Source organism: Staphylococcus sp. EG-SA-14 (genome assembly GCF_017151935.1).
Taxonomy (GTDB): domain Bacteria; phylum Bacillota; class Bacilli; order Staphylococcales; family Staphylococcaceae; genus Staphylococcus; species Staphylococcus aureus.
On record NZ_JACVZM010000032.1, the window covers coordinates 1 to 24,547 of the forward strand.

Genomic DNA, 24,547 nt, shown 5'->3' on the forward strand with positions numbered 1-24,547 from the left:
ATCTTGACCATCTAAATCATCTGTTAATAATTCCGGAGCAGGTACATTAAATGTATCTAACGCGAATTGAGTTTCTGCACTCACATCACCTAAACGGTATGCTTTGGCTCCTGAATTACCTCTAAGTTGTTCAAATTCTGCCATAATAATCGCAGATGAAATTGCATCAGTGTCTGGATTCTTATGTCCGAAAATATATGTTTTAGCCATTGTCAAATATCTCCCTTGTAAATTGTATTATTTATAATTATTTTAGCACGATTTAAACGTGTTGTTCTACCTCTGCACCTAATGAGTTTTTGAAATGTGCAAGTGCCCATTCATGCCCTTTTTGATTAAATGAAGCCACTCCCTCAGCAGGTACTGAAATTTTATAACCTAAGTTGTATGCAGAGATTGCTGTATGTAACACGCAAATATCGGTACATACACCAACGATTTCGACTTGATTAATACTTCTTTCTCTCAATAAACTATCAAGCGGGGTACCAAAGAACGAATCATAGCGCGTTTTATCAATGAAATGTACATTAGGTTGCGCTTTAATTGTTTCGTATAATTTACCTACTTTACCGTATAATTCTCTACCACTTGTATCTACGATATTGTGTGGTGGGAATAATTTACTTTCAGGATGATGAATGTCATGTAAATAATGTAAATCCATTAAAAAGAATATATGGTCTTGATAATAATTAAAGTCATTGATACGAGAAACAATAAAATCTTCAATATTTTGTCCAGGTTTACCGCATGTTAGTAAGCCGTCATCTGCGATAAAGTCATATGAATAGTCAACAACTAATAGTGCGCGATGTGTCATTCAACATCTCTCCTATATAATAATAAAATAAACTCCCATCTATTCATAAATGCTAGAGTAATTTTTAACCCTAATGGTTAATATATAAATATAGATTAAGTATATAGATTAATCAACTTTTTTGGAAGAGCAAATCACGCAATCAACAAATAATATAAGAAGTTTTTGCGATAGTTTTAAAATAGCTGTAATAGAATACTAAATGTGACAAACTTAGAACTAATATCAAGTGTTGATGTTTTGAATATAAAAATGCTAATAGATGGCATCACGAGATTTATGACTATCTGTTAAATCAACCTAACACGATTATAATTTGAATAATTGGTTAATATATGAGTAATTAGAAAATAGACAAAGGATGACGATTTATGTATATCAATATGAAAGATTATGGGTTAACAGGCATAAACAAAACTAAAGATACTCGAGCAATACAACATGCGTTAAATCGTGGAAGATGTAAACCAACGACAGTTTATATACCGAAAGGGACGTATGATATTTGCAAACCATTAACGATATATGGCAATACAACACTTTTGTTGGATAATGAAACTATTTTACGCCGATGTCATTCTGGTCCTTTATTAAAAAATGGTCATCGCTTTGGTTTTTATCGTGGTTATAATGGACACAGTCATATTCATATTAAAGGCGGCAAGTTTGATATGAATGGCGTATCGTATCCTTATAACAATACAGCTATGTGCATTGGGCATGCTGAAGATATTCAATTAATAGGTGTGACTATTAAGAATGTAGTGAGTGGTCATGCAATTGATGCTTGCGGGATTAATGGACTCTATATTAAAAGCTGTTCATTTGAAGGATTTATAGACTATAGTGGCGAACGCTTTTATTCTGAAGCAATACAATTAGACATTCAAGTACCTGGTGCTTTTCCAAAATTCGGAACGACAGATGGTACGATAACGAAAAATGTCGTTATCGAAGATTGTTATTTTGGACCTTCAGAATTGCCCGAAATGGGAAGTTGGAATCGTGCTATTGGCTCACATGCAAGTAGACATAATCGTTACTATGAGAATATTCATATTAGAAATAATATATTTGAAGATATACAAGGTTATGCATTAACTCCCTTGAAGTATAAAGATGCTTTCATTATTAATAATAAGTTTATTAACTGTGAGGGTGGTATTAGATATTTAGGAGTTAGAGATGGTAAAAATGCAGCAGATGTGATGACAGGAAAAGACTTAGGTTCCCAAGCAGGCATAAATATGAATATAATTGGAAATGAATTTAAAGGATCAATGTCTAAAGATGCGATACATGTACGTAATTATAATAATGTTAAACATAAAGATGTATTAATCGTTGGGAATTCATTCAATAATTCGACTCAATCAATTCATTTAGAAGATATTGATACAGTGTTTTTAAGTCCTGTTGAAGCGGGTATTCAAGTTACTACAATCAATGTAGATGAAATAAAAAAGTAAAAAGTTTCGCATGACATTAGGATTAAGAATAGCAGATAATTTTTGAAAGCGCATTCATAAAACGGTATAAATATGCTATAATAAACCCAATTATCTGATAAAAGGGGTATTTTGACGGTAATGATAATACAAGATAGACAACTTTCTATACTCTAATATAGTGAGTTGAAGTAGCTTGTCATAATCATCATGAGGGGGAAATTTATGGCTTATTTCAATCAACATCAATCAATGATATCGAAAAGGTATTTAACATTCTTTTCAAAATCAAAGAAAAAGAAACCGTTTAGTGCGGGACAACTTATTGGACTAATATTAGGTCCATTACTTTTCCTATTAACATTATTATTCTTTCATCCACAAGACTTACCTTGGAAAGGCGTCTATGTTTTAGCGATTACTTTATGGATTGCGACTTGGTGGATTACTGAAGCAATTCCTATTGCAGCAACGAGCTTATTACCAATTGTGTTATTACCATTAGGTCATATACTTACACCAGAACAAGTATCATCCGAATATGGCAATGATATTATCTTTTTGTTTTTAGGTGGATTTATTTTGGCAATTGCAATGGAAAGATGGAATTTACATACGAGAGTAGCGTTGACAATTATTAATTTGATTGGTGCAAGCACTTCAAAAATATTACTTGGATTCATGGTGGCAACAGGATTCTTATCTATGTTTGTATCGAACACTGCAGCTGTAATGATTATGATTCCGATTGGTTTAGCAATTATTAAGGAAGCACATGATTTACAAGAAGCCAATACGAATCAAACAAGTATTCAAAAGTTTGAAAAATCTCTAGTTTTAGCAATTGGCTATGCAGGTACGATTGGTGGCTTGGGTACATTAATCGGAACCCCGCCATTAATTATTTTAAAAGGACAATACATGCAACATTTTGGACATGAAATTAGTTTTGCTAAATGGATGATTGTAGGGATTCCAACGGTCATTGTTTTGTTAGGTATTACTTGGCTCTATTTAAGATATGTTGCGTTTAGACATGATTTGAAATATTTACCTGGTGGTCAGACGTTAATTAAACAAAAGTTAGACGAGCTTGGCAAAATGAAGTATGAAGAAAAGGTAGTACAAACTATCTTTGTACTTGCCAGCTTATTATGGATTACAAGAGAGTTTCTTCTGAAAAAATGGGAAGTTACGTCATCCGTTGCAGATGGTACGATTGCTATTTTTATATCAATATTATTATTTGTTATTCCAGCTAAAAATACTGAAAAACATCGCCGTATCATTGACTGGGAAGTTGCAAAAGAGCTCCCTTGGGGTGTATTAATTTTATTTGGTGGCGGTTTAGCATTAGCGAAAGGTATTTCTGAAAGTGGTTTAGCAAAATGGTTAGGCGAACAGTTGAAATCATTAAATGGTGTTAGTCCGATTCTTATTGTAATTGTCATAACAATCTTTGTCTTATTTTTAACTGAAGTGACATCTAATACTGCAACTGCAACGATGATTTTACCGATTTTAGCAACGTTGTCTGTTGCTGTTGGAGTGCATCCATTACTACTTATGGCACCTGCAGCTATGGCGGCTAACTGTGCATACATGTTACCAGTAGGGACACCACCGAATGCAATTATCTTTGGTTCAGGTAAAATATCTATCAAACAAATGGCATCAGTAGGATTCTGGGTAAACTTAATCAGTGCAATAATTATTATTTTAGTCGTGTATTATGTAATGCCTATAGTTTTAGGTATTGATATAAATCAACCACTGCCATTGAAATAGTAATTGCAGATTAGAACGAAAAATAAAAGGTTACATTAGCAATTGCTTGAACGAGTGGTAACGAAACGTATACCGCAGCATCGTGTAAAAACAATACAAACAAAAGAAAGTCAACCAAGGATGGATTCCTATTTTAATCCTTGGTTGACTCTTTATTTTATTTAAATTGTAGAACCTAGAAAATAAAGTTTAATTAAAAGCACCAATCATTTCTACTTTGAAATCTAAGGTTTCTAAAATAGCAATGACTTTCTTTATATCGGTTGTAATTGCAGAATCAGCCTGAACGAAAAATCGATACATACCTAATTGTGTTTTTAAAGGACGAGACTCAATCCAGGATAAATTAATATTAAACAAAGCAAATGTATTAAGCACACTTGCTAACAACCCAGGTTTATCATGCATTGGTGTAATTAAAAACATCAATGATGTCGCATTTTGATCAAATTGCTGCTGATTTTTTATAACTAAAAAACGTGTCACGTTATGTGGATAGTCTTCAATATGTGTATCAATAGGTGTAAAACCATAAGCTTCGCCACTACCTAAAGGTGCAATTGCTGCAACGCCATTTTCAATTTTAGTCAAACTTTGAATTGTACTGTCGACATAATCATAGTCAAATTGATGTTGATGTATGTAATTTGTTGTTTGACTGATTGCTGGTGCAATAGAATACACTTTTTTAATATCAGAAATGGTGTTCGAACCATTACCATATAATGCAAAGTTAATATCTAAACGTATTTCACCGTGTGCAAAGACATCTTGCTGTGCAAGTGCATCTGCCACAATGTTGATTGTTCCCTCTATAGAATTTTCAATAGGGACAACACCAATCGATGTGTCATCATCTGCAACTGCCTTGATGACTTCAAATAAATTTGACTTTGGTTGAAAAGTTGCTTCATTTTCAGAAAAATACTGACGACAAGCCAGATATGAAAATGTACCTTTAGGGCCTAAATAATATAATTGCATATGCTACACCTCTACTAACTTAATGATGGAAAGGGCACTGGTTAGCATTTGATTCTTTCTTTTTATAGAAAAAGTTTGGATCTTTTACTGTATTGTCATATCCGTGATGATAATTTGACGTCAATGTTGGAGATAATGGCGGTGCTAGCCAAGACCATTTTCCGGTAACTTGACGACCTTGTTGTGCTTCATTACGTTCGAATAGTTCGAATTGCTTTGCAGCGGTCAAATGATCGACAATTGATACGCCTTCTTTTTTAAAGGAATGATACACAGCATAGTTCAATTCAACAAGTGCTCGATCTTTATTAAATGAATTATTTTTAAGTGTATCAAATTCAAACGCATCTGCAACTTTTTCTAGTAAATTGTAACGGTAATCATCAATAAAGTTACGTACGCCAATTTCAGTTACCATATACCAACCGTTAAAGGGTGCAGTTGGATACACAATGCCACCGATTTTTAAGTCCATGTTGGAAATGATAGGGACTGCATACCATTTTAAGTTCAATTTTCTTAATTTTGGATAATGATTATGTTCAATAGGTACTTCTTTAATTAATGAAGTAGGATATTCGTAAAATTTAACTGACTCATTAGGTAATTGGTAAATCAGTGGTAACACGTCAAAATTAGTACCTTTTCCTTTCCAACCTAAGTGATTTGCTAAGCGTGTAACTTCTTTTTCAGCAGGATCACCACAATTGTCATAGCCAGCATAGCGAATTAATTGATTGTTGAAAATTTTAGGTCCATCCTTTGGAGCATATATAGTAATATACGGCTTTAATTTACCTTCATTTGTAGCCTGTGTAATATGATAAGTAATTGATGATAAGAACGATGCTTCGTCAGTAACATCTCTTGCATCAATGACATTTAACGAATCCCAAAATAAACGACCAATGCAACGATTTGAATTACGCCAAGCCATTTTAGCACCATAAATAAGTTCTTCTTCTGTATGTGTATATGTCCCAGTTTCTTTTATTTCTAGTTCAATGTCATGTAAACGTTTATTGATAATTTGCGTTTCATAATGACACTCTTTATACATGTTTTCTATGAAAGCTTGAGCCTCTTTAAATAACATTAACAACACCTCGCTTTATATTATAGTCTACATTATTAAAATACTCTTAAAAATTATGTATATGTCATTAAATTGTTGGTTGATTTTAATTAAAAGTATGGAAATTAAGGGGCTCTTATGTATATAAAAAAATGAATTATGATAAAATGTAAGAAAATATTTAGGTCGATTGGAGAGATACAAGTGTACCAATTAGAAGACGACAGTTTAATGTTACATAATGACTTATATCAAATAAATATGGCTGAAAGTTATTGGAATGATAATATTCATGAAAAAATGGCTGTATTTGATTTGTATTTTAGAAAAATGCCATTTAATAGTGGCTATGCTGTTTTTAATGGTTTAAAACGCGTCATTGATTTTATAGAACATTTTGGATTTTCAGAATCTGATTTGGAATATTTAAAGTCTATTGGCTACAAGGATGATTTCTTATCATATTTAAAAGATTTAAAATTCACAGGAAGCATCCGTTCGATGCAAGAAGGCGAGTTATGCTTTGGTAACGAACCATTGTTACGCGTAGAAGCACCATTGATTCAAGCGCAATTAATAGAAACAATTTTATTAAACATTGTAAATTTCCATACACTAATTACAACAAAGGCAAGTAGAATTCGTCAAATTGCATCAAATGATAAATTAATGGAGTTTGGTACACGTCGTGCGCAAGAAATTGATGCAGCATTGTGGGGCGCTAGAGCTGCTTACATCGGAGGCTTTGATTCTACAAGTAATGTTAGGGCGGGTAAATTATTTGGTATACCTGTGTCTGGTACACATGCACATGCATTTGTCCAAACTTATGGAGACGAATATGTTGCCTTCAAAAAATATGCTGAAAGACATAAAAATTGTGTGTTCCTAGTAGATACGTTCCATACTTTAAAATCTGGCGTGCCAAATGCAATAAAAGTTGCAAAAGAATTAGGTGACAAAATTAACTTTGTAGGTATTCGATTAGATTCTGGAGATATCGCTTATTTATCTAAAGAGGCAAGACGTATGCTTGATGAAGCAGGATTTACTGAAACTAAAATTATCGCGTCTAATGATTTGGATGAAGAAACGATTACGAGTTTGAAAGCACAAGGTGCAAAAGTAGATTCTTGGGGCGTTGGTACAAAGCTGATTACAGGATACGATCAACCAGCATTGGGTGCAGTATATAAACTTGTAGCTATTGAAAATGAAGATGGTTCATATAGTGATCGTATTAAATTATCAAATAACGCTGAAAAGGTTACGACGCCAGGTAAGAAAAATGTATATCGCATTATAAACAAGAAAACAGGTAAGGCAGAAGGCGATTATATTACTTTGGAAAATGAAAATCCATACGATGAACAACCTTTAAAATTATTCCATCCAGTGCATACTTATAAAATGAAATTTATAAAATCTTTCGAAGCCATTGATTTGCATCATAATATTTATGAAAATGGTAAATTAGTATATCAAATGCCAACAGAAGATGAATCACGTGAATATTTAGCACAAGGATTACAATCTATTTGGGATGAAAATAAGCGTTTCCTGAATCCACAAGAATATCCAGTCGATTTAAGCAAGGCATGTTGGGATAATAAACATAAACGTATTTTTGAAGTTGCGGAACACGTTAAGGAGATGGAAGAAGATAATGAGTAAATTACAAGACGTTATTGTACAAGAAATGAAAGTGAAAAAGCGTATCGATAGTGCTGAAGAAATTATGGAATTAAAGCAATTTATAAAAAATTATGTACAATCACATTCATTTATAAAATCTTTAGTGTTAGGTATTTCAGGAGGACAAGATTCTACATTAGTTGGAAAATTAGTACAAATGTCTGTTAACGAATTACGTGAAGAAGGCATTGATTGTACGTTTATTGCAGTTAAATTACCTTATGGAGTTCAAAAAGATGCTGATGAAGTTGACCAAGCTTTGCGATTCATTGAACCAGATGAAATAGTAACAGTCAATATTAAGCCTGCAGTTGATCAAAGTGTGCAATCACTAAAAGAAGCCGGTATTGTTCTTACAGATTTCCAAAAAGGAAATGAAAAAGCGCGTGAACGTATGAAAGTACAATTTTCAATTGCTTCAAACCGACAAGGTATTGTAGTAGGAACAGATCATTCAGCTGAAAATATAACTGGTTTTTATACGAAGTACGGTGATGGTGCTGCAGATATCGCACCTATATTTGGTTTGAATAAACGACAAGGTCGTCAATTATTAGCGTATCTTGGTGCGCCAAAGGAATTATATGAAAAAACGCCAACTGCTGATTTAGAAGATGATAAACCACAGCTTCCAGATGAAGATGCATTAGGTGTAACTTATGAGGCGATTGATAATTATTTAGAAGGTAAGCCAGTTACGCCAGAAGAACAAAAAGTAATTGAAAATCATTATATACGAAATGCACACAAACGTGAACTTGCATATACAAGATACACGTGGCCAAAATCCTAATTTAATTTTTTCTTCTAACGTGTGACTTAAATTAAATATGAGTTAGAATTAATAACATTAAACCACATTCAGCTAGACTACTTCAGTGTATAAATTGAAAGTGTATGAACTAAAGTAAGTATGTTCATTTGAGAATAAATTTTTATTTATGACAAATTCGCTATTTATTTATGAGAGTTTTCGTACTATATTATATTAATATGCATTCATTAAGGTTAGGTTGAAGCAGTTTGGTATTTAAAGTGTAATTGAAAGAGAGTGGGGCGCCTTATGTCATTCGTAACAGAAAATCCATGGTTAATGGTACTAACTATATTTATCATTAACGTTTGTTATGTAACGTTTTTAACGATGCGAACAATTTTAACGTTGAAAGGTTATCGTTATATTGCTGCATCAGTTAGTTTTTTAGAAGTATTAGTTTATATCGTTGGTTTAGGTTTGGTTATGTCTAATTTAGACCATATTCAAAATATTATTGCCTACGCATTTGGTTTTTCAATAGGTATCATTGTTGGTATGAAAATAGAAGAAAAACTGGCATTAGGTTATACAGTTGTAAATGTAACTTCAGCAGAATATGAGTTAGATTTACCGAATGAACTTCGAAATTTAGGATATGGCGTTACGCACTATGCTGCGTTTGGTAGAGATGGTAGTCGTATGGTGATGCAAATTTTAACACCAAGAAAATATGAACGTAAATTGATGGATACGATAAAAAATTTAGATCCGAAAGCATTTATCATTGCGTATGAACCTCGAAACATACATGGTGGATTCTGGACTAAAGGCATTCGTCGTAGAAAGCTTAAAGATTATGAACCAGAAGAACTGGAAAGTGTAGTAGAACATGAAATTCAAAGTAAATGAGAATGAAACAATTGCTGATTGTTTGTCACGAATGAAAATGCAAGGGTATATGCCGGTAAAACGTATTGAAAAACCCGTGTTTCAAGAGCAAAAAGATGGCACGGTTGAAGTATCACATCAAGAAATCGTTTTTGTAGGTAAGAAAATCCAATAACATAATCCAATTTAAATAAAGACTATTTGAAGAGGAAAGGCTATTCAAAGTTTGAGTGATTTTACTTTGAATAGCCTATTTGTTTATACATGCAAGATGCTCGATCCATATTGTATGAGAAACCCCCAGCAAGCTATATAAAGCATATGCTGGGGGTTCTTAATATTTTAAAAATTATTGTTAGATTATATATATCGTCGCTTTTTCTAAAACAATCTCATCGCATGAAATTTTTTCTTCCTAGAGACCTTTAATAAGATTAATAGTTTACTTAATCATATCTAGATAGTCTTATGACTTATGCTTAATGAAAGTCATTCTAGGAGAAGTTCCCAAAGCTTCTGTGTTCATAATTGTTAGTAGTATTTTATTATCATTTGGTATAAATATTTCAATAACAATTGAGCTATTATTTTTATTATATAATGTGAGTTGTTTGTGTTCTGTATTTATATATTTGCAAATGTAATCAGAATCGTCTGAGGTACTGAGAATAAATTTTAAAGGACTATCATTTAAATCTTGAGGATGCCATTCTCCCTCAATAATATTAAGATAATACTTAGCCTCTGAATTACATTTGAATTTATCAATACTAAATAATTCAATTTGTTCCATAATATTATTTACCTTTCTAAAATACAAATTTTAATAACCATAAATAGATGAATACCATCGATAATGGTCGCCATTGGATACTGGAATAACATTGTTTTTAGCATCTTGAGTCATAAAACCATTATCCCATGGATTCCATATAATTATAACCTCTTGTCCATTATCTAATTTAGCGTTCCCAACAACTGCCATGGCATGACCTGCGTGCATACCATTTCTTGATTCTACTCTACTACCTAAAACAGCAATTCCTTTATTATTTTTAGTAAGATTGTCAACTTCATTATATGTAGTCATTCTATTAAGAAGTTGTGGGCTTCTTCCCTGAGTTTGTCCAAAATAAATCATCTCTCTTGGCGTTAAACCAGTAAATTGGAATCGTTGTCCTTGTAAGTTTGGGTGTAAAAATCTCATCACAGCTTCTGCATGATATTTGTTAGTATTATAAGTCGCATTTAGTAATGCAGACATCGTATAGCCTGCACACCAACCATTGTTACCTTGAGTTTCTCTTATCTTGAAATTCTCAAGTTTATTTACATATTGCTCGTTGTAAGTATAATTATTACTTTTAAATTGACTGGTTGGCATAGTGACAGAAGCTTTTTGCTTTAGTTGCGTTACATTATTGCCAGTAGGTATACTCTCGGTCTTTTTTAACTTTTTATCTTCTAGACGTGGTGTTTTTAGTACTAGTTTAGCTTTATGATTTTGAGTAACCACATAGTAACCTTTTGAGTTTGTCAAAATAGTAATTTGTTGATCTTTATATTGATTTAAGACTTTAGATAAAAATGGAGAAACATTGATTGTGTATTTAGAAGATGAACTAGAATACTTAGTGATTTTTGGTGAAATTGTAACTATATAATCGATATTACCTTCAATGTTCAAAACTGGAAAATAATAATTACCATCACTCTTTTTGTTGAATTTATAAATTTTAAAAGGTTCACCAAGTGTATACGAGGCTTTCTCTTTATTATAGATTTTATCAAGTGAAGTAACATAAGAAAGATAGTCTTTTTGCGCTAAATTACGTACGTCAGTAGGAACACTCTTGTCCTCGACATTAACTTGCACATGCTTCTTATCTTTTGCTTTGATATTTGAATTGCTCTCAGCGTTTGCAATAGGGGTAACACTTAAAGAAAGTATTAAACTTAAAGCTATTAATTTTGGAAAGTTTCTTTTCATATAAAAACTCCTTTATTTTATTATAAAATAATTATATTAAATTTAGTTAAGAGTTTCAATATAAATTTTTAATCTATGTTTAAAAATATTTAATTTTTACACATTATCAGTTTATGTAATAATTTAGTAGCTTATTTACTAAATTGCAAACATCTCATTCAATAATTAATATGATCGAAAGTTTCATGAAAATATATTAGTCGATTTTGAAAGAAGCGTAGTCAATTTATGTCTTTCTATAAAAATTTACTATTAAAAAAATCTCTGCGTATTTTTCTATAATCAGTTTCGTATTTATACGATTCTGGAGTTCAATATTAATGCCTTATATTTAAAATGCCATACCTATGCAATAGAACATATATTCTTTTTGTGAGTAGAAAGTTTGTTATATTAGAAGTGAATAATTTTAAAACATATTATGGAAATGTAAGAAGGAGTATTATGAAACTAGGTAAAGTAGATTGTTAGAAATTCCATACAATAGGAGAAGTAAAGTGAATAAAATCTGGTATTACTAAAGCTATTGATTGTCCTAATTGTAATAAAAAGTTGGATAGTGTAGTTGAGGGGAGAAAAACTAAAATGCAAAAATATATTCTCAATGGATCATTATAAATACCAATTAGATTAAAGTATTGAGAACATTTACAATTAGAAATCAGTATTAATCTGCCATAGATAATTGTATTAATGTAAAAAATAAAATAGAATGAGAATATACGGAAATTTTTTATACATTTATAACCAATTCTGTTAAACTGTGAAGAGTAGAGTTAAAAACGAACTTTTTGTTTATTTTTATTAAAAATGTTCTGTTTTTGAAAATTCGAGTATACATACGATAGGAGTTAAAAAAATGATTGAACGCTATTCTAGAGAAGAAATGTCTAATATTTGGACTGATCAAAATCGCTATGAAGCATGGTTAGAAGTGGAAATTTTAGCATGTGAAGCATGGAGTGAATTAGGACATATACCGAAAGCTGACGTACAAAAAATTCGTCAAAACGCAAAGGTAAATGTCGAACGTGCACAAGAAATTGAACAAGAAACGCGCCATGATGTTGTAGCCTTTACTAGACAAGTTTCTGAAACGCTAGGTGAAGAACGTAAGTGGGTACATTATGGTTTAACTTCTACTGATGTTGTAGATACAGCTTTAAGTTTCGTTATTAAACAAGCAAATGACATTATTGAAAAAGATTTAGAAAGATTTATCGACGTTTTAGCTGAAAAAGCAAAAAATTATAAATATACATTGATGATGGGACGTACACATGGAGTGCATGCAGAACCAACTACATTTGGTGTCAAAATGGCATTGTGGTACACGGAAATGCAACGTAACTTACAACGTTTCAAACAAGTAAGAGAAGAAATTGAAGTAGGGAAAATGAGTGGTGCAGTAGGTACTTTTGCTAACATTCCTCCTGAAATAGAAAGTTATGTGTGTAAACATTTAGGTATTGGCACAGCGCCTGTATCAACGCAAACATTGCAACGCGATCGACATGCATACTATATTGCGACATTAGCATTAATCGCGACGTCACTAGAAAAATTTGCCGTTGAAATTCGTAACCTTCAAAAAACCGAAACAAGAGAAGTTGAAGAAGCATTTGCAAAAGGCCAAAAAGGTTCATCTGCAATGCCTCATAAACGAAATCCAATTGGTTCTGAAAATATCACAGGTATTTCAAGAGTCATTCGTGGTTATATTACTACAGCTTATGAGAATGTGCCATTATGGCATGAAAGAGATATTTCTCATTCTTCTGCTGAGCGTATTATGTTACCAGATGTTACAATAGCACTAGATTATGCATTGAATCGTTTCACAAATATTGTGGACCGTTTAACTGTATTTGAAGATAATATGCGTAATAACATAGATAAAACATTTGGTCTGATTTTCTCACAACGTGTCTTATTAGCATTAATTAATAAAGGTATGGTTCGTGAAGAAGCATACGACAAAGTACAACCAAAAGCGATGATATCTTGGGAAACGAAAACACCTTTCCGTGAATTAATCGAACAAGATGAGTCTATTACAAGTGTTTTAACAAAAGAAGAATTGGATGAATGTTTCGATCCTAAACATCATTTGAATCAAGTTGACACTATTTTCGAACGCGCTGGATTAGCATAAAATTAAATAAAGTAACGATTCAGATTTAATAAAATATAAATCGCTACACTTTAATAGATTAATGCGTTAAAATGACATAAAGAATAAAATTATAGGGGTTGTTTCGATATGCAAATTGAAAAATTACGAGGTGCAGCGTTAGATGAATTGTTTGATGCAATACTAACGTTAGAAAATAGAGAAGAATGTTACCAATTTTTCGATGATTTGTGTACTGTAAATGAAATTCAATCACTGTCTCAAAGATTACAAGTTGCTAAAATGATTAAGCAAGGTTATACCTATGCAACGATTGAACAAGAATCTGGAGCATCGACTGCAACGATTTCTAGAGTGAAGCGTTCATTACAATGGGGTAATGATGCTTATACAATGATTTTAGATCGTATGAATATTGAAACAAATGAATAATAAATGAACGATAAACAATGGTTATCTATCTGCACTAATAAGGTAGATAATCATTGTTTTTTCACGAAAAAATTTACAGAGTAAAAGAACTTAAATTTCATATTAAGTCTTTAGAACTCGACACTTAAAAATGCTATAATCATATGTATGTTAAAAAAGGAGTTTCGGAAAATGTATGACATTAAAAAATGGCGCCATATTTTTAAATTAGACCCAGCTAAACATATTTCAGATGATGATTTAGATGCGATTTGTATGTCTCAAACAGATGCAATTATGATTGGTGGAACTGATGACGTTACTGAAGATAATGTCATTCATTTAATGAGCAGAGTAAGAAGATACCCATTGCCTTTAGTACTTGAAATATCAAACATCGAAAGTGTAATGCCTGGTTTTGATTTTTATTTTGTACCTACAGTACTGAACAGTACAGATGTTGTATTTCACAATGGTACATTATTAGAAGCGCTTAAAACATATGGACATAGTATAGATTTTGAAGAAGTAATATTTGAAGGGTATGTCGTGTGCAATGCTGATAGCAAAGTGGCAAAACATACCAAAGCAAATACAGATTTAACAACAGAAGATTTAGAAGCATATGCCCAAATGGTCAATCATATGTATCGATTACCGGTTATGTATTTAGAGTATAGTGGCATTTATGGCGACGTATCAAAGGTTCAAGCTGTCTCAGAACATCTAACAGAAACGCAACTTTTTTATGGTGGCGGTATTTCCTCAGAACAACAAGCGACAGAGATGGCAGCTATTGCAGATACAATTATCGTCGGTGATATTATTTATAAAGATATTAAAAAAGCTTTAAAAACAGTAAAAATAAAGGAGTCTAGTAAATGAATGCGTTATTAAATCATATGAATACAGAGCAAAGTGAAGCTGTAAAGACAACAGAAGGACCATTGTTAATTATGGCAGGTGCTGGTTCAGGGAAGACACGTGTTTTAACACATAGAATTGCTTATTTATTAGACGAAAAAGATGTCTCACCATACAATGTTTTGGCTATTACTTTTACAAATAAAGCTGCAAGAGAAATGAAAGAACGTGTTCAAAAATTAGTAGGTGATCAAGCAGAAGTTATTTGGATGTCAACATTCCACTCAATGTGTGTTCGTATTTTACGTCGTGATGCAGATCGAATTGGTATAGAACGCAATTTTACGATAATTGATCCTACAGACCAAAAATCTGTTATTAAAGACGTCTTAAAAAATGAAAATATTGATAGTAAAAAGTTTGAACCTCGTATGTTTATCGGTGCGATCAGTAATTTGAAAAATGAACTTAAAACACCTGCAGATGCTCAAAAAGAAGCCACAGATTATCACTCGCAAATGGTAGCAACGGTTTATAGTGGATATCAACGCCAATTGTCACGTAATGAAGCGTTAGATTTTGATGACCTTATTATGACAACGATTAACTTATTTGAGCGTGTACCAGAAGTTCTAGAATATTATCAGAACAAATTCCAATATATTCATGTAGATGAGTATCAAGATACTAATAAAGCACAATATACATTAGTTAAATTATTAGCAAGTAAGTTTAAAAACTTATGTGTTGTAGGTGACTCAGATCAGTCAATTTATGGTTGGCGTGGTGCTGATATTCAAAATATCTTATCATTTGAAAAAGACTACCCAGAAGCGAATACAATCTTTTTAGAGCAAAATTATCGTTCGACGAAAACGATTTTAAATGCGGCTAACGAAGTGATTAAAAATAATTCTGAACGTAAGCCAAAAGGACTGTGGACTGCAAATACGAATGGTGAGAAAATTCATTACTATGAAGCAATGACAGAACGTGATGAAGCGGAATTTGTAATACGAGAAATTATGAAGCATCAACGTAATGGTAAGAAATATCAAGATATGGCAATTTTATATAGAACAAATGCACAATCACGTGTACTTGAGGAAACATTCATGAAATCTAATATGCCATACACAATGGTTGGTGGCCAAAAGTTCTATGACCGTAAAGAAATCAAAGATTTATTAAGTTATTTGCGTATAATTGCCAATAGTAATGATGACATTAGTTTGCAACGTATTATTAATGTTCCAAAAAGAGGTGTAGGTCCTTCATCTGTTGAAAAAGTTCAAAACTATGCACTTCAAAACAATATCAGTATGTTTGATGCACTTGGAGAAGCTGATTTTATCGGATTGTCAAAAAAGGTGACACAAGAGTGTCTTAATTTTTACGAGTTAATCCAAAGCTTGATAAAAGAACAAGAATTTTTAGAAATTCATGAAATAGTTGATGAAGTATTACAAAAGTCTGGCTACCGAGAAATGCTTGAACGTGAAAATACACTAGAATCTCGAAGTAGATTAGAAAACATCGATGAATTTATGTCAGTACCAAAAGACTATGAGGAAAATACCCCATTAGAAGAACAGTCATTAATTAACTTTTTAACGGATTTATCGTTAGTAGCTGATATTGATGAGGCAGATACTGAAAATGGCGTAACACTAATGACGATGCACTCGGCTAAGGGCCTTGAATTTCCAATCGTCTTTATAATGGGGATGGAAGAATCTTTATTCCCACATATTAGAGCGATTAAGAGTGAAGATGATCATGAAATGCAAGAAGAACGTCGAATTTGTTATGTAGCAATCACAAGGGCTGAAGAGGTGTTATACATCACTCATGCGACATCAAGAATGTTATTTGGTCGCCCTCAGTCGAATATGCCATCCAGATTTTTAAAGGAAATTCCAGAATCACTATTAGAAAATCATTCAAGTGGCAAACGACAAACGATACAACCTAAGGCAAAACCTTTTGCTAAACGCGGATTTAGTCAACGAACAACGTCAACGAAAAAACAAGTATCGTCATCTGATTGGAATGTAGGTGACAAAGTGATGCATAAAGCCTGGGGAGAAGGCATGGTGAGTAATGTAAACGAGAAAAATGGCTCAATCGAACTAGATATTATCTTTAAATCACAAGGGCCAAAACGTTTGTTAGCGCAATTTGCACCAATTGAAAAAAAGGAGGATTAAGGGATGGCTGATTTATCGTCTCGTGTGAACGAGTTACATGATTTATTAAATCAATACAGTTATGAATACTATGTAGAGGATAATCCATCTGTACCAGATAGTGAATATGACAAATTACTTCATGAACTGATTAAAATAGAAGAGGAGCATCCTGAGTATAAGACTGTAGATTCTCCAACAGTTAGAGTTGGTGGTGAAGCCCAAGCCTCTTTCAATAAAGTCAACCATGACACGCCAATGTTAAGTTTAGGGAATGCATTTAATGAGGATGATTTGAGAAAATTCGACCAACGCATACGTGAACAAATTGGCAACGTTGAATATATGTGCGAATTAAAAATTGATGGCTTAGCAGTATCATTGAAATATGTTGATGGATACTTCGTTCAAGGTTTAACACGTGGTGATGGAACAACAGGTGAAGATATTACCGAAAATTTAAAAACAATTCATGCGATACCTTTGAAAATGAAAGAACCATTAAATGTAGAAGTTCGTGGTGAAGCATATATGCCGAGACGTTCATTTTTACGATTAAATGAAGAAAAAGAAAAAAATGATGAGCAGTTATTTGCAAATCCAAGAAACGCTGCTGCGGGATCATTAAGACAGTTAGATTCTAAATTAACGGCAAAACGAAAGCTAAGCGTATTTATATATAGTGTCAATGATTTCACTGATTTCAATGCGCGTTCGCAAAGTGAAGCATTAGATGAGTTAGATAAATTAGGTTTTACAACGAATAAAAATAGAGCGCGTGTAAATAATATCGATGGTGTTTTAGAGTATATTGAAAAATGGACAAGCCAAAGAGAGTCATTACCTTATGATATTGATGGGATTGTTATTAAGGTTAATGATTTAGATCAACAGGATGAGATGGGATTCACACAAAAATCTCCTAGATGGGCCATTGCTTATAAATTTCCAGCTGAGGAAGTAGTAACTAAATTATTAGATATTGAATTAAGTATTGGACGAACAGGTGTAGTCACACCTACTGCTATTTTAGAACCAGTAAAAGTAGCTGGTACAACTGTATCAAGAGCATCTTTGCACAATGAAGATTTAATTCATGACAGAGATATTCGAATTGGTGATAGTGTTGTAGTGAAAAAAGCAGGTGACATCATACCTGAAGTTGTACGTAGTATTCCAGAACGTAGACCTGAGGATGCTGTCACATATCATATGCCAACCCATTGTCCAAGTTGTGGACATGAATTAGTACGTATTGAAGGCGAAGTAGCACTTCGTTGCATTAATCCAAAATGCCAAGCACAACTTGTTGAAGGATTAATTCACTTTGTATCAAGACAAGCCATGAATATTGATGGTTTAGGCACTAAAATTATTCAACAGCTTTATCAAAGCGAATTAATTAAAGATGTTGCTGATATTTTCTATTTAACAGAAGAAGATTTATTACCTTTAGACAGAATGGGGCAGAAAAAAGTTGATAATTTATTAGCTGCCATTCAACAAGCTAAGGACAACTCTTTAGAAAATTTATTATTTGGTCTAGGTATTAGGCATTTAGGTGTTAAAGCGAGCCAAGTGTTAGCAGAAAAATATGAAACGATAGATCGATTACTAACGGTAACTGAAGCGGAATTAGTAGAAATTCATGATATAGGTGATAAAGTAGCACAATCTGTAGTTACTTATTTAGAAAATGAAGATATTCGTGCTTTAATTCAAAAATTAAAAGATAAACATGTTAATATGATTTATAAAGGTATCAAAACATCAGATATTGAAGGACATCCTGAATTTAGTGGTAAAACGATAGTACTGACTGGTAAGCTACATCAAATGACACGCAATGAAGCATCTAAATGGCTTGCATCACAAGGTGCTAAAGTTACAAGTAGCGTTACTAAAAATACAGATGTCGTTATTGCTGGTGAAGATGCAGGTTCAAAATTAACAAAAGCACAAAGTTTAGGTATTGAAATTTGGACAGAGCAACAATTTGTAGATAAGCAAAATGAATTAAATAGTTAGAGGGGTATGTCGATGAAGCGTACATTAGTATTATTGATTACAGCTATCTTTATACTCGCTGCTTGTGGTAACCATAAGGATGACCAGGCTGGAAAAGATAATCAAAAACATAACAATAGTTCAAATCAAGTAAAAGAAATTGCTACGGATAAAAATGTACAAGGTGATAACTATCGTACATTGTTACCATTTAAAGAAAGCCAGGCAAGAGGACTTTTACAAGATAACATGGCAAATAGTTATAATGGCGGCGACTTTGAAGATGGTTTATTGAACTTAAGTAAAGAAGTATTTCCAACAGATAAATATTTGTATCAAGATGGTCAATTTTTGGACAAGAAAACAATTAATGCCTATTTAAATCCTAAGTATACAAAACGTGAAATCGATAAGATGTCTGAAAAAGATAAAAAAGACAAGAAAGCGAATGAAAATTTAGGACTTAATCCATCACACGAAGGTGAAACAGATCCTGAAAAGATTGCAGAAAAATCACCAGCCTATTTATCTAACATTTTAGAGCAAGATTTTTATGGTGGTGGAGATACAAAAGGTAAGAATATTAAAGGTATGACGATTGGTTTAGCTATGAATAGTGTTTATTACTATAAAAAAGAAAAAGATGGACCGACTTTTAGTAAAAAACTAGATGATAGCGAAGTTAAAAAGCAAGGTAAACAAATGGCTAGTGAGATATTATCAAGGTTACGTGAAAATGATGATTTAAAAGATATACCAATTCATTTTGCAATTTATAAGCAATCAAGTGAAGATTCAATCACACCAGGTGAGTTTATCACTCAAGCGACTGCAGAAAAGAGTCAAACAAAGCTTAATGAATGGCATAATATCAATGAAAAATCAGCTTTATTACCTTCTTCAACAGCAGCAGATTATGATGAAAATTTAAATAATAATTTCAAGCAATTTAATGATAATTTGCAATCATATTTTTCTAATTTCACACAAGCAGTAGGGAAAGTTAAATTTGTTGATAAAAAGCCACAACGATTAGTAGTAGATTTACCAATCGATTACTATGGACAAGCTGAAACAATTGGTATTACACAGTACGTTACTGAACAAGCGAATAAATATTTCGATAAAATCGATAACTATGAAATTCGTATTAAAGATGGTAACCAACCACGTGCTTTAATTAGTAAGACAAAAGATGACAAAGAACCGCAAGTTCATATTTACAGTAATTAATTGTAAATTAAAGATAATAAAAAGGTACCAATGTTAGTCATAATTTTGATTAACATTAGTACCTTTTTAATTTGTTAAGACTTATGAATTATTTTTCTCTAACGATGTCACGAACTTTGTTTAAGTCAGTTTCAACAAATGCACCAGGTTTTTTAGTAAGTTTACTTACAACATATGTAACGATTACACTTACAATAAATCCAGGAATAATTTCATATAAGCCGAATATTTCGTTGATATGTGCCAATGGTTTAATCCACGCAATCCAAACGATAACGACTAAGGCACCTGAAACCATTCCACTTACAGCACCGGCACGTGTCAAACCTTTCCAGTAAAGTGCAAATAGCACAAGTGGACTGAACGATGCACCAAATCCGGCCCAAGCGTTACCTACTAAGTTTAGAATTGTGTCGTTTGGATTCCATGCAATCGCGATGGCAACAATTGCTACAACTAATACAGATAATCTTCCAATCATAACAAATTCTTTTTGGTGCGTTTTAGCTTTTTCTTCACCACGAATTAATTTATAAAAGTCTTCCGTTAGTGAACTAGATGTTACAAGTAATTGTGAAGAAATCGTGCTCATAATTGCAGCTAGAATCGCAGCAAGTAAGAAACCACCTACAAGAGGATGGAAGAGTACTTGACTCATCACGATGAATAATGTCTCAGGATCTTCTAGTTTAATATGATAAGCAGGTACGAATGCAATACCTGTTAAACCAACAGCCACAGCGCCTAATAAACCAACAGCCATCCAGCTAATACCTAAACGTCTAGCTTTAGGTAGCATCTTGTGTGATTTAATAGACATAAACCTTACAATGATATGAGGTTGACCGAAATAACCTAATCCCCATGAAAATAGAGAGATAATTCCTATAAATGATAACCCTTTAAATAAATTTAAATTTGTAGGTTTCATAGCTGCTACATCATGAAACGTTCCCCAGCCGTTTAAATTCATCATAGCAACAATAGGGACCATAACCATCGCAATTAACATAATGACACCTTGGAAGAAATCTGTAATTGATACAGCTAAATATCCACCAAAGAAAGTATAGAAAATGACAATGAAAGCAACTAATATTAAACCGAAATGATAATCTAATCCAAAAGCACTTTCAAATAATTTACCACCAGATACGAAACCAGAATGTGTATATAATGTAAAGAATACTACGATAATCAATCCAGAAATAATCTTTAACACATTATTTTTATCGTTTAAACGATTTTTAAAGAAATCTGGTAATGTAATTGCATCTCCAGCTAATTCGGTATAAACACGAAGTCTAGGAGCAACAACAAAGTAATTTATATAAGCACCTAATGTTAAACCGATTGTAATCCACATAGCTGATAGACCAGTGCTATAGACAGAACCAGGTAGCCCCATAATCATCCATCCACTCATATCTGAAGCTCCAGCTGATAATGCAGTAATATACGGTCCAATACTACGTCCACCTAACATGTACTCGCTTAGGTTACCAGTTGCTTGCTTGTAACCGTAAAAGCCAATAACGATTAGTATCAAGAAGTAGACGGCAATCATAATATAAGTTTGCCAATTGGCATCTACTTGTTGACTTAATGCTGTCCCCATTGTAAGCATGATAAACACTCCCTTTATTTAATTTATAATTTAGTTACTTGAAAACATTATACATAAAGATAAATGTTTAGAAAAGTAGGAAAATTAAATTTATTCTTTTTGAAATACTTGCATACCAATATAGAAAGCGCTTTCGTATTTTTTGGATATGAGCAAATTTTTATAATTAAAATTGCATAATCATAATATTGAATTGGGTTGTCTAATATTAAAAGAGTGTTGTTTTCATAAAAAATGATTTGATAAACGAATGATAATGTTTATACAGTTTATATGAAATTAAAGTAGCACCTCATAAATACTTAGATTTTTAATTGGAAATTTGATACAATTTAGTGATGAATGACTTAAAGGAGGCTTTTATTAATGACAAAAGTAACACGTGAAGAAGTTGAGCATATCGCGAATCTTGCAAGACTTCAAATTTCTCCTGAAGAAACGGAAGAAATGGCCAACACATTAGAAAGCATTTTAGATTTTGCAAAACAAAATGATAGCGCTGATACAGAAGGCGTTGAACCTACATATCACGTTTTAGATTTACAAAACGTTTTACGTGAAGATAAAGCAATTAAAGGTATTCCGCAAGAATTAGCTTTGAAAAATGCCAAAGAAACAGAAGATGGACAATTTAAAGTGCCTACAATCATGAATGAGGAGGACGCGTAAGATGAGCATTCGCTACGAATCGGTTGAGAATTTATTAACTTTAATAAAAGACAAAAAAATCAAACCATCTGATGTTGTTAAAGATATATATGATGCAATTGAAGAGACTGATCCAACAATTAAGTCTTTTCTAGCGCTGGATAAAGAAAATGCAATCAAAAAAGCGCAAGAATTGGATGAATTACAAGCAAAAGATCAAATGGATGGCAAATTATTTGGTATTCCAATGGGTATAAAAGATAACATTATTACAAACGGATTAGAAACAACATGTGCAAGTAAAATGTTAGAAGGTTTTGTGCCAATTTACGAATCTACTGTAATGGAAAAACTACATAAAGAGAATGCCGTTTTAATCGGTAAATTAAACATGGATGAGTTTGCAATGGGTGGTTCAACAGAAACATCTTATTTCAAAAAAACAGTTAACCCATTTGACCATAAAGCAGTACCAGGTGGTTCATCAGGTGGATCTGCAGCAGCAGTTGCAGCTGGCTTAGTACCATTTAGCTTAGGTTCAGACACAGGTGGTTCAATTAGACAACCGGCTGCATATTGTGGCGTTGTCGGTATGAAACCAACATACGGTCGTGTATCTCGATTTGGATTAGTTGCTTTTGCATCTTCATTAGACCAAATTGGTCCATTGACTCGAAATGTAAAAGATAATGCAATCGTATTAGAAGCTATTTCTGGTGCAGATGTTAATGACTCTACAAGTGCACCAGTTGATGATGTAGACTTTACATCTGAAATTGGTAAAGATATTAAAGGATTAAAAGTTGCATTACCTAAAGAATACTTAGGTGAAGGTGTAGCTGATGACGTAAAAGAAGCAGTTCAAAACGCTGTAGAAACTTTAAAATCTTTAGGTGCTGTCGTTGAGGAAGTATCATTGCCAAATACTAAATTTGGTATTCCATCATATTACGTGATTGCATCATCAGAAGCTTCGTCAAACCTTTCTCGTTTTGACGGAATTCGTTATGGTTATCATTCTAAAGAAGCTCATTCATTAGAAGAATTATATAAAATGTCAAGATCTGAAGGTTTCGGTAAAGAAGTAAAACGTCGTATTTTCTTAGGTACATTTGCATTAAGTTCAGGTTACTATGATGCTTACTATAAAAAATCTCAAAAAGTTAGAACATTGATTAAAAATGACTTTGATAAAGTATTCGAAAATTATGATGTAGTAGTTGGTCCAACAGCGCCTACAACTGCGTTTAATTTAGGTGAAGAAATTGATGATCCATTAACAATGTATGCCAATGATTTATTAACAACACCAGTAAACTTAGCTGGATTACCTGGTATTTCTGTTCCTTGTGGACAATCAAATGGCCGACCAATCGGTTTACAGTTCATTGGTAAACCATTCGATGAAAAAACGTTATATCGTGTCGCTTATCAATATGAAACACAATACAATTTACATGACGTTTATGAAAAATTATAAGGAGTGGAAATCATGCATTTTGAAACAGTTATAGGACTTGAAGTTCACGTAGAGTTAAAAACGGACTCAAAAATGTTTTCTCCATCACCAGCGCATTTTGGAGCAGAACCTAACTCAAATACAAATGTTATCGACTTAGCATATCCAGGTGTCTTACCAGTTGTTAATAAGCGTGCAGTAGACTGGGCAATGCGTGCTGCAATGGCACTAAATATGGAAATCGCAACAGAATCTAAGTTTGACCGTAAGAACTATTTCTATCCAGATAATCCAAAAGCATATCAAATTTCTCAATTTGATCAACCAATTGGTGAAAATGGATATATCGATATCGAAGTCGACGGTGAAACAAAACGAATCGGTATTACTCGTCTTCACATGGAAGAAGATGCTGGTAAGTCAACACATAAAGGTGAGTATTCATTAGTTGACTTGAACCGTCAAGGTACACCGCTAATTGAAATCGTATCTGAACCAGATATTCGTTCACCTAAAGAAGCATATGC

At 32.7% G+C, this 24,547-nt stretch carries 21 protein-coding genes and 2 pseudogenes; 15 read left to right on the top strand and 8 right to left on the bottom strand.

Features of this window, described 5'->3' with window-relative positions:
* Together IDG63_RS13415 and IDG63_RS13420 are read right to left on the bottom strand one after the other, a co-directional pair.
* Positions 1 to 210: pseudogene (locus IDG63_RS13415) on the bottom strand (DHH family phosphoesterase); the annotation flags it as partial.
* A 52-nt stretch (positions 211 to 262) separates the two neighbouring features.
* Positions 263 to 823: a cysteine hydrolase family protein gene (locus IDG63_RS13420; RefSeq protein ID WP_000149686.1), complete on the bottom strand. Its 561-nt coding sequence runs from the start codon at positions 821 to 823 to the stop codon at positions 263 to 265.
* 371 nt (positions 824 to 1,194) lie between these two features.
* On the opposite strand from IDG63_RS13420, the gene IDG63_RS13425 reads away from it, so the two are divergent.
* A complete protein-coding gene (locus IDG63_RS13425) occupies positions 1,195 to 2,292 on the top strand; it encodes a glycosyl hydrolase family 28-related protein (protein ID WP_000275706.1) in 1,098 nt (365 codons plus the stop codon).
* A gap of 204 nt (positions 2,293 to 2,496) precedes the next feature.
* Complete coding sequence (locus IDG63_RS13430) at positions 2,497 to 4,059, top strand: SLC13 family permease (protein WP_000323164.1); 1,563 nt, start codon at positions 2,497 to 2,499, stop codon at positions 4,057 to 4,059.
* A gap of 10 nt (positions 4,060 to 4,069) precedes the next feature.
* On the opposite strand, the gene IDG63_RS13435 is transcribed toward IDG63_RS13430, so the two are convergent.
* The 3 genes from IDG63_RS13435 to IDG63_RS13445 form a co-directional block, all read right to left on the bottom strand.
* On the bottom strand, positions 4,070 to 4,177 hold the full coding sequence (locus IDG63_RS13435; RefSeq protein WP_001802312.1) for a hypothetical protein: 108 nt from the start codon (positions 4,175 to 4,177) through the stop codon (positions 4,070 to 4,072).
* 71 nt (positions 4,178 to 4,248) lie between these two features.
* A complete protein-coding gene (locus IDG63_RS13440; RefSeq protein ID WP_001177821.1) occupies positions 4,249 to 5,043 on the bottom strand; it encodes a prephenate dehydratase in 795 nt (264 codons plus the stop codon).
* A gap of 19 nt (positions 5,044 to 5,062) precedes the next feature.
* A complete protein-coding gene (locus tag IDG63_RS13445; protein ID WP_000897635.1) occupies positions 5,063 to 6,139 on the bottom strand; it encodes a nitric oxide synthase oxygenase in 1,077 nt (358 codons plus the stop codon).
* Between the two features lie 183 nt (positions 6,140 to 6,322).
* Here IDG63_RS13445 and IDG63_RS13450 point away from each other — a divergent pair, with 183 nt between their 5' ends.
* The 4 genes from IDG63_RS13450 to IDG63_RS13465 all read left to right on the top strand — a co-directional run bounded on the left by IDG63_RS13450 (position 6,323) and on the right by IDG63_RS13465 (position 9,633).
* Entirely contained in the window at positions 6,323 to 7,792 is a 1,470-nt protein-coding gene (locus IDG63_RS13450) for a nicotinate phosphoribosyltransferase (protein WP_000284433.1), read from the top strand.
* Positions 7,785 to 8,606: an ammonia-dependent NAD(+) synthetase gene (nadE, locus tag IDG63_RS13455; protein WP_000040866.1), complete on the top strand. Its 822-nt coding sequence runs from the start codon at positions 7,785 to 7,787 to the stop codon at positions 8,604 to 8,606. The genes IDG63_RS13450 and nadE overlap by 8 nt, the downstream gene beginning before the upstream one ends.
* Before the next feature lie 270 nt (positions 8,607 to 8,876).
* Complete coding sequence (locus IDG63_RS13460) at positions 8,877 to 9,479, top strand: DUF2179 domain-containing protein (RefSeq protein ID WP_000011542.1); 603 nt, start codon at positions 8,877 to 8,879, stop codon at positions 9,477 to 9,479.
* Positions 9,460 to 9,633, top strand: coding sequence for an NETI motif-containing protein (locus IDG63_RS13465; RefSeq protein ID WP_000669862.1), 174 nt, complete (start codon positions 9,460 to 9,462; stop codon positions 9,631 to 9,633). The genes IDG63_RS13460 and IDG63_RS13465 overlap by 20 nt, the downstream gene beginning before the upstream one ends.
* A 291-nt stretch (positions 9,634 to 9,924) precedes the next feature.
* Here the strand turns inward: IDG63_RS13465 and IDG63_RS13470 are convergent, their stop codons facing one another.
* Positions 9,925 to 10,251 (bottom strand): staphostatin A, encoded by a 327-nt coding sequence (locus IDG63_RS13470; protein WP_000434933.1) that lies wholly within the window; start codon positions 10,249 to 10,251, stop codon positions 9,925 to 9,927.
* A gap of 30 nt (positions 10,252 to 10,281) precedes the next feature.
* Positions 10,282 to 11,448 carry a cysteine protease staphopain A gene (gene scpA, locus IDG63_RS13475; protein WP_000827763.1) on the bottom strand — a complete coding sequence of 389 codons (1,167 nt, stop codon included), beginning with the start codon at positions 11,446 to 11,448 and terminating at the stop codon, positions 10,282 to 10,284.
* Between the two features lie 859 nt (positions 11,449 to 12,307).
* Between scpA and purB the strand changes: the two genes are divergently transcribed.
* The 6 genes from purB (at position 12,308) to IDG63_RS13505 (ending at position 20,286) form a co-directional block, all read left to right on the top strand.
* Positions 12,308 to 13,603: an adenylosuccinate lyase gene (purB, locus tag IDG63_RS13480; protein WP_000572878.1), complete on the top strand. Its 1,296-nt coding sequence runs from the start codon at positions 12,308 to 12,310 to the stop codon at positions 13,601 to 13,603.
* 108 nt (positions 13,604 to 13,711) lie between these two features.
* Positions 13,712 to 14,014: a YerC/YecD family TrpR-related protein gene (locus IDG63_RS13485; RefSeq protein WP_001165363.1), complete on the top strand. Its 303-nt coding sequence runs from the start codon at positions 13,712 to 13,714 to the stop codon at positions 14,012 to 14,014.
* A 171-nt stretch (positions 14,015 to 14,185) separates the two neighbouring features.
* Entirely contained in the window at positions 14,186 to 14,878 is a 693-nt protein-coding gene (gene pcrB, locus IDG63_RS13490; RefSeq protein ID WP_000272071.1) for a heptaprenylglyceryl phosphate synthase, read from the top strand.
* The gene (pcrA, locus tag IDG63_RS13495) at positions 14,875 to 17,067 is read left to right on the top strand and encodes a DNA helicase PcrA (RefSeq protein ID WP_000992924.1); all 2,193 of its coding nucleotides are present in this window, start codon (positions 14,875 to 14,877) and stop codon (positions 17,065 to 17,067) included. The genes pcrB and pcrA overlap by 4 nt, the downstream gene beginning before the upstream one ends.
* Before the next feature lie 3 nt (positions 17,068 to 17,070).
* A complete protein-coding gene (ligA, locus tag IDG63_RS13500; RefSeq protein ID WP_000774565.1) occupies positions 17,071 to 19,074 on the top strand; it encodes an NAD-dependent DNA ligase LigA in 2,004 nt (667 codons plus the stop codon).
* 12 nt (positions 19,075 to 19,086) lie between these two features.
* On the top strand, positions 19,087 to 20,286 hold the full coding sequence (locus IDG63_RS13505; protein WP_000831695.1) for a CamS family sex pheromone protein: 1,200 nt from the start codon (positions 19,087 to 19,089) through the stop codon (positions 20,284 to 20,286).
* A gap of 88 nt (positions 20,287 to 20,374) precedes the next feature.
* Here IDG63_RS13505 and putP read toward each other — a convergent pair whose 3' ends face one another.
* The gene (putP, locus tag IDG63_RS13510) at positions 20,375 to 21,913 is read right to left on the bottom strand and encodes a sodium/proline symporter PutP (protein ID WP_000957020.1); all 1,539 of its coding nucleotides are present in this window, start codon (positions 21,911 to 21,913) and stop codon (positions 20,375 to 20,377) included.
* Positions 21,914 to 22,279: 366 nt separating this feature from the next.
* Here putP and gatC point away from each other — a divergent pair, with 366 nt between their 5' ends.
* The 3 genes and pseudogenes from gatC to IDG63_RS13525 form a co-directional block, all read left to right on the top strand.
* Entirely contained in the window at positions 22,280 to 22,582 is a 303-nt protein-coding gene (gatC, locus tag IDG63_RS13515) for an Asp-tRNA(Asn)/Glu-tRNA(Gln) amidotransferase subunit GatC (RefSeq protein ID WP_000170162.1), read from the top strand.
* A gap of 1 nt (position 22,583) precedes the next feature.
* Positions 22,584 to 24,041 carry an Asp-tRNA(Asn)/Glu-tRNA(Gln) amidotransferase subunit GatA gene (gene gatA / locus IDG63_RS13520; protein ID WP_000027917.1) on the top strand — a complete coding sequence of 486 codons (1,458 nt, stop codon included), beginning with the start codon at positions 22,584 to 22,586 and terminating at the stop codon, positions 24,039 to 24,041.
* Positions 24,042 to 24,053: 12 nt separating this feature from the next.
* A pseudogene (locus IDG63_RS13525) lies at positions 24,054 to 24,547 on the top strand (Asp-tRNA(Asn)/Glu-tRNA(Gln) amidotransferase subunit GatB); the annotation flags it as partial.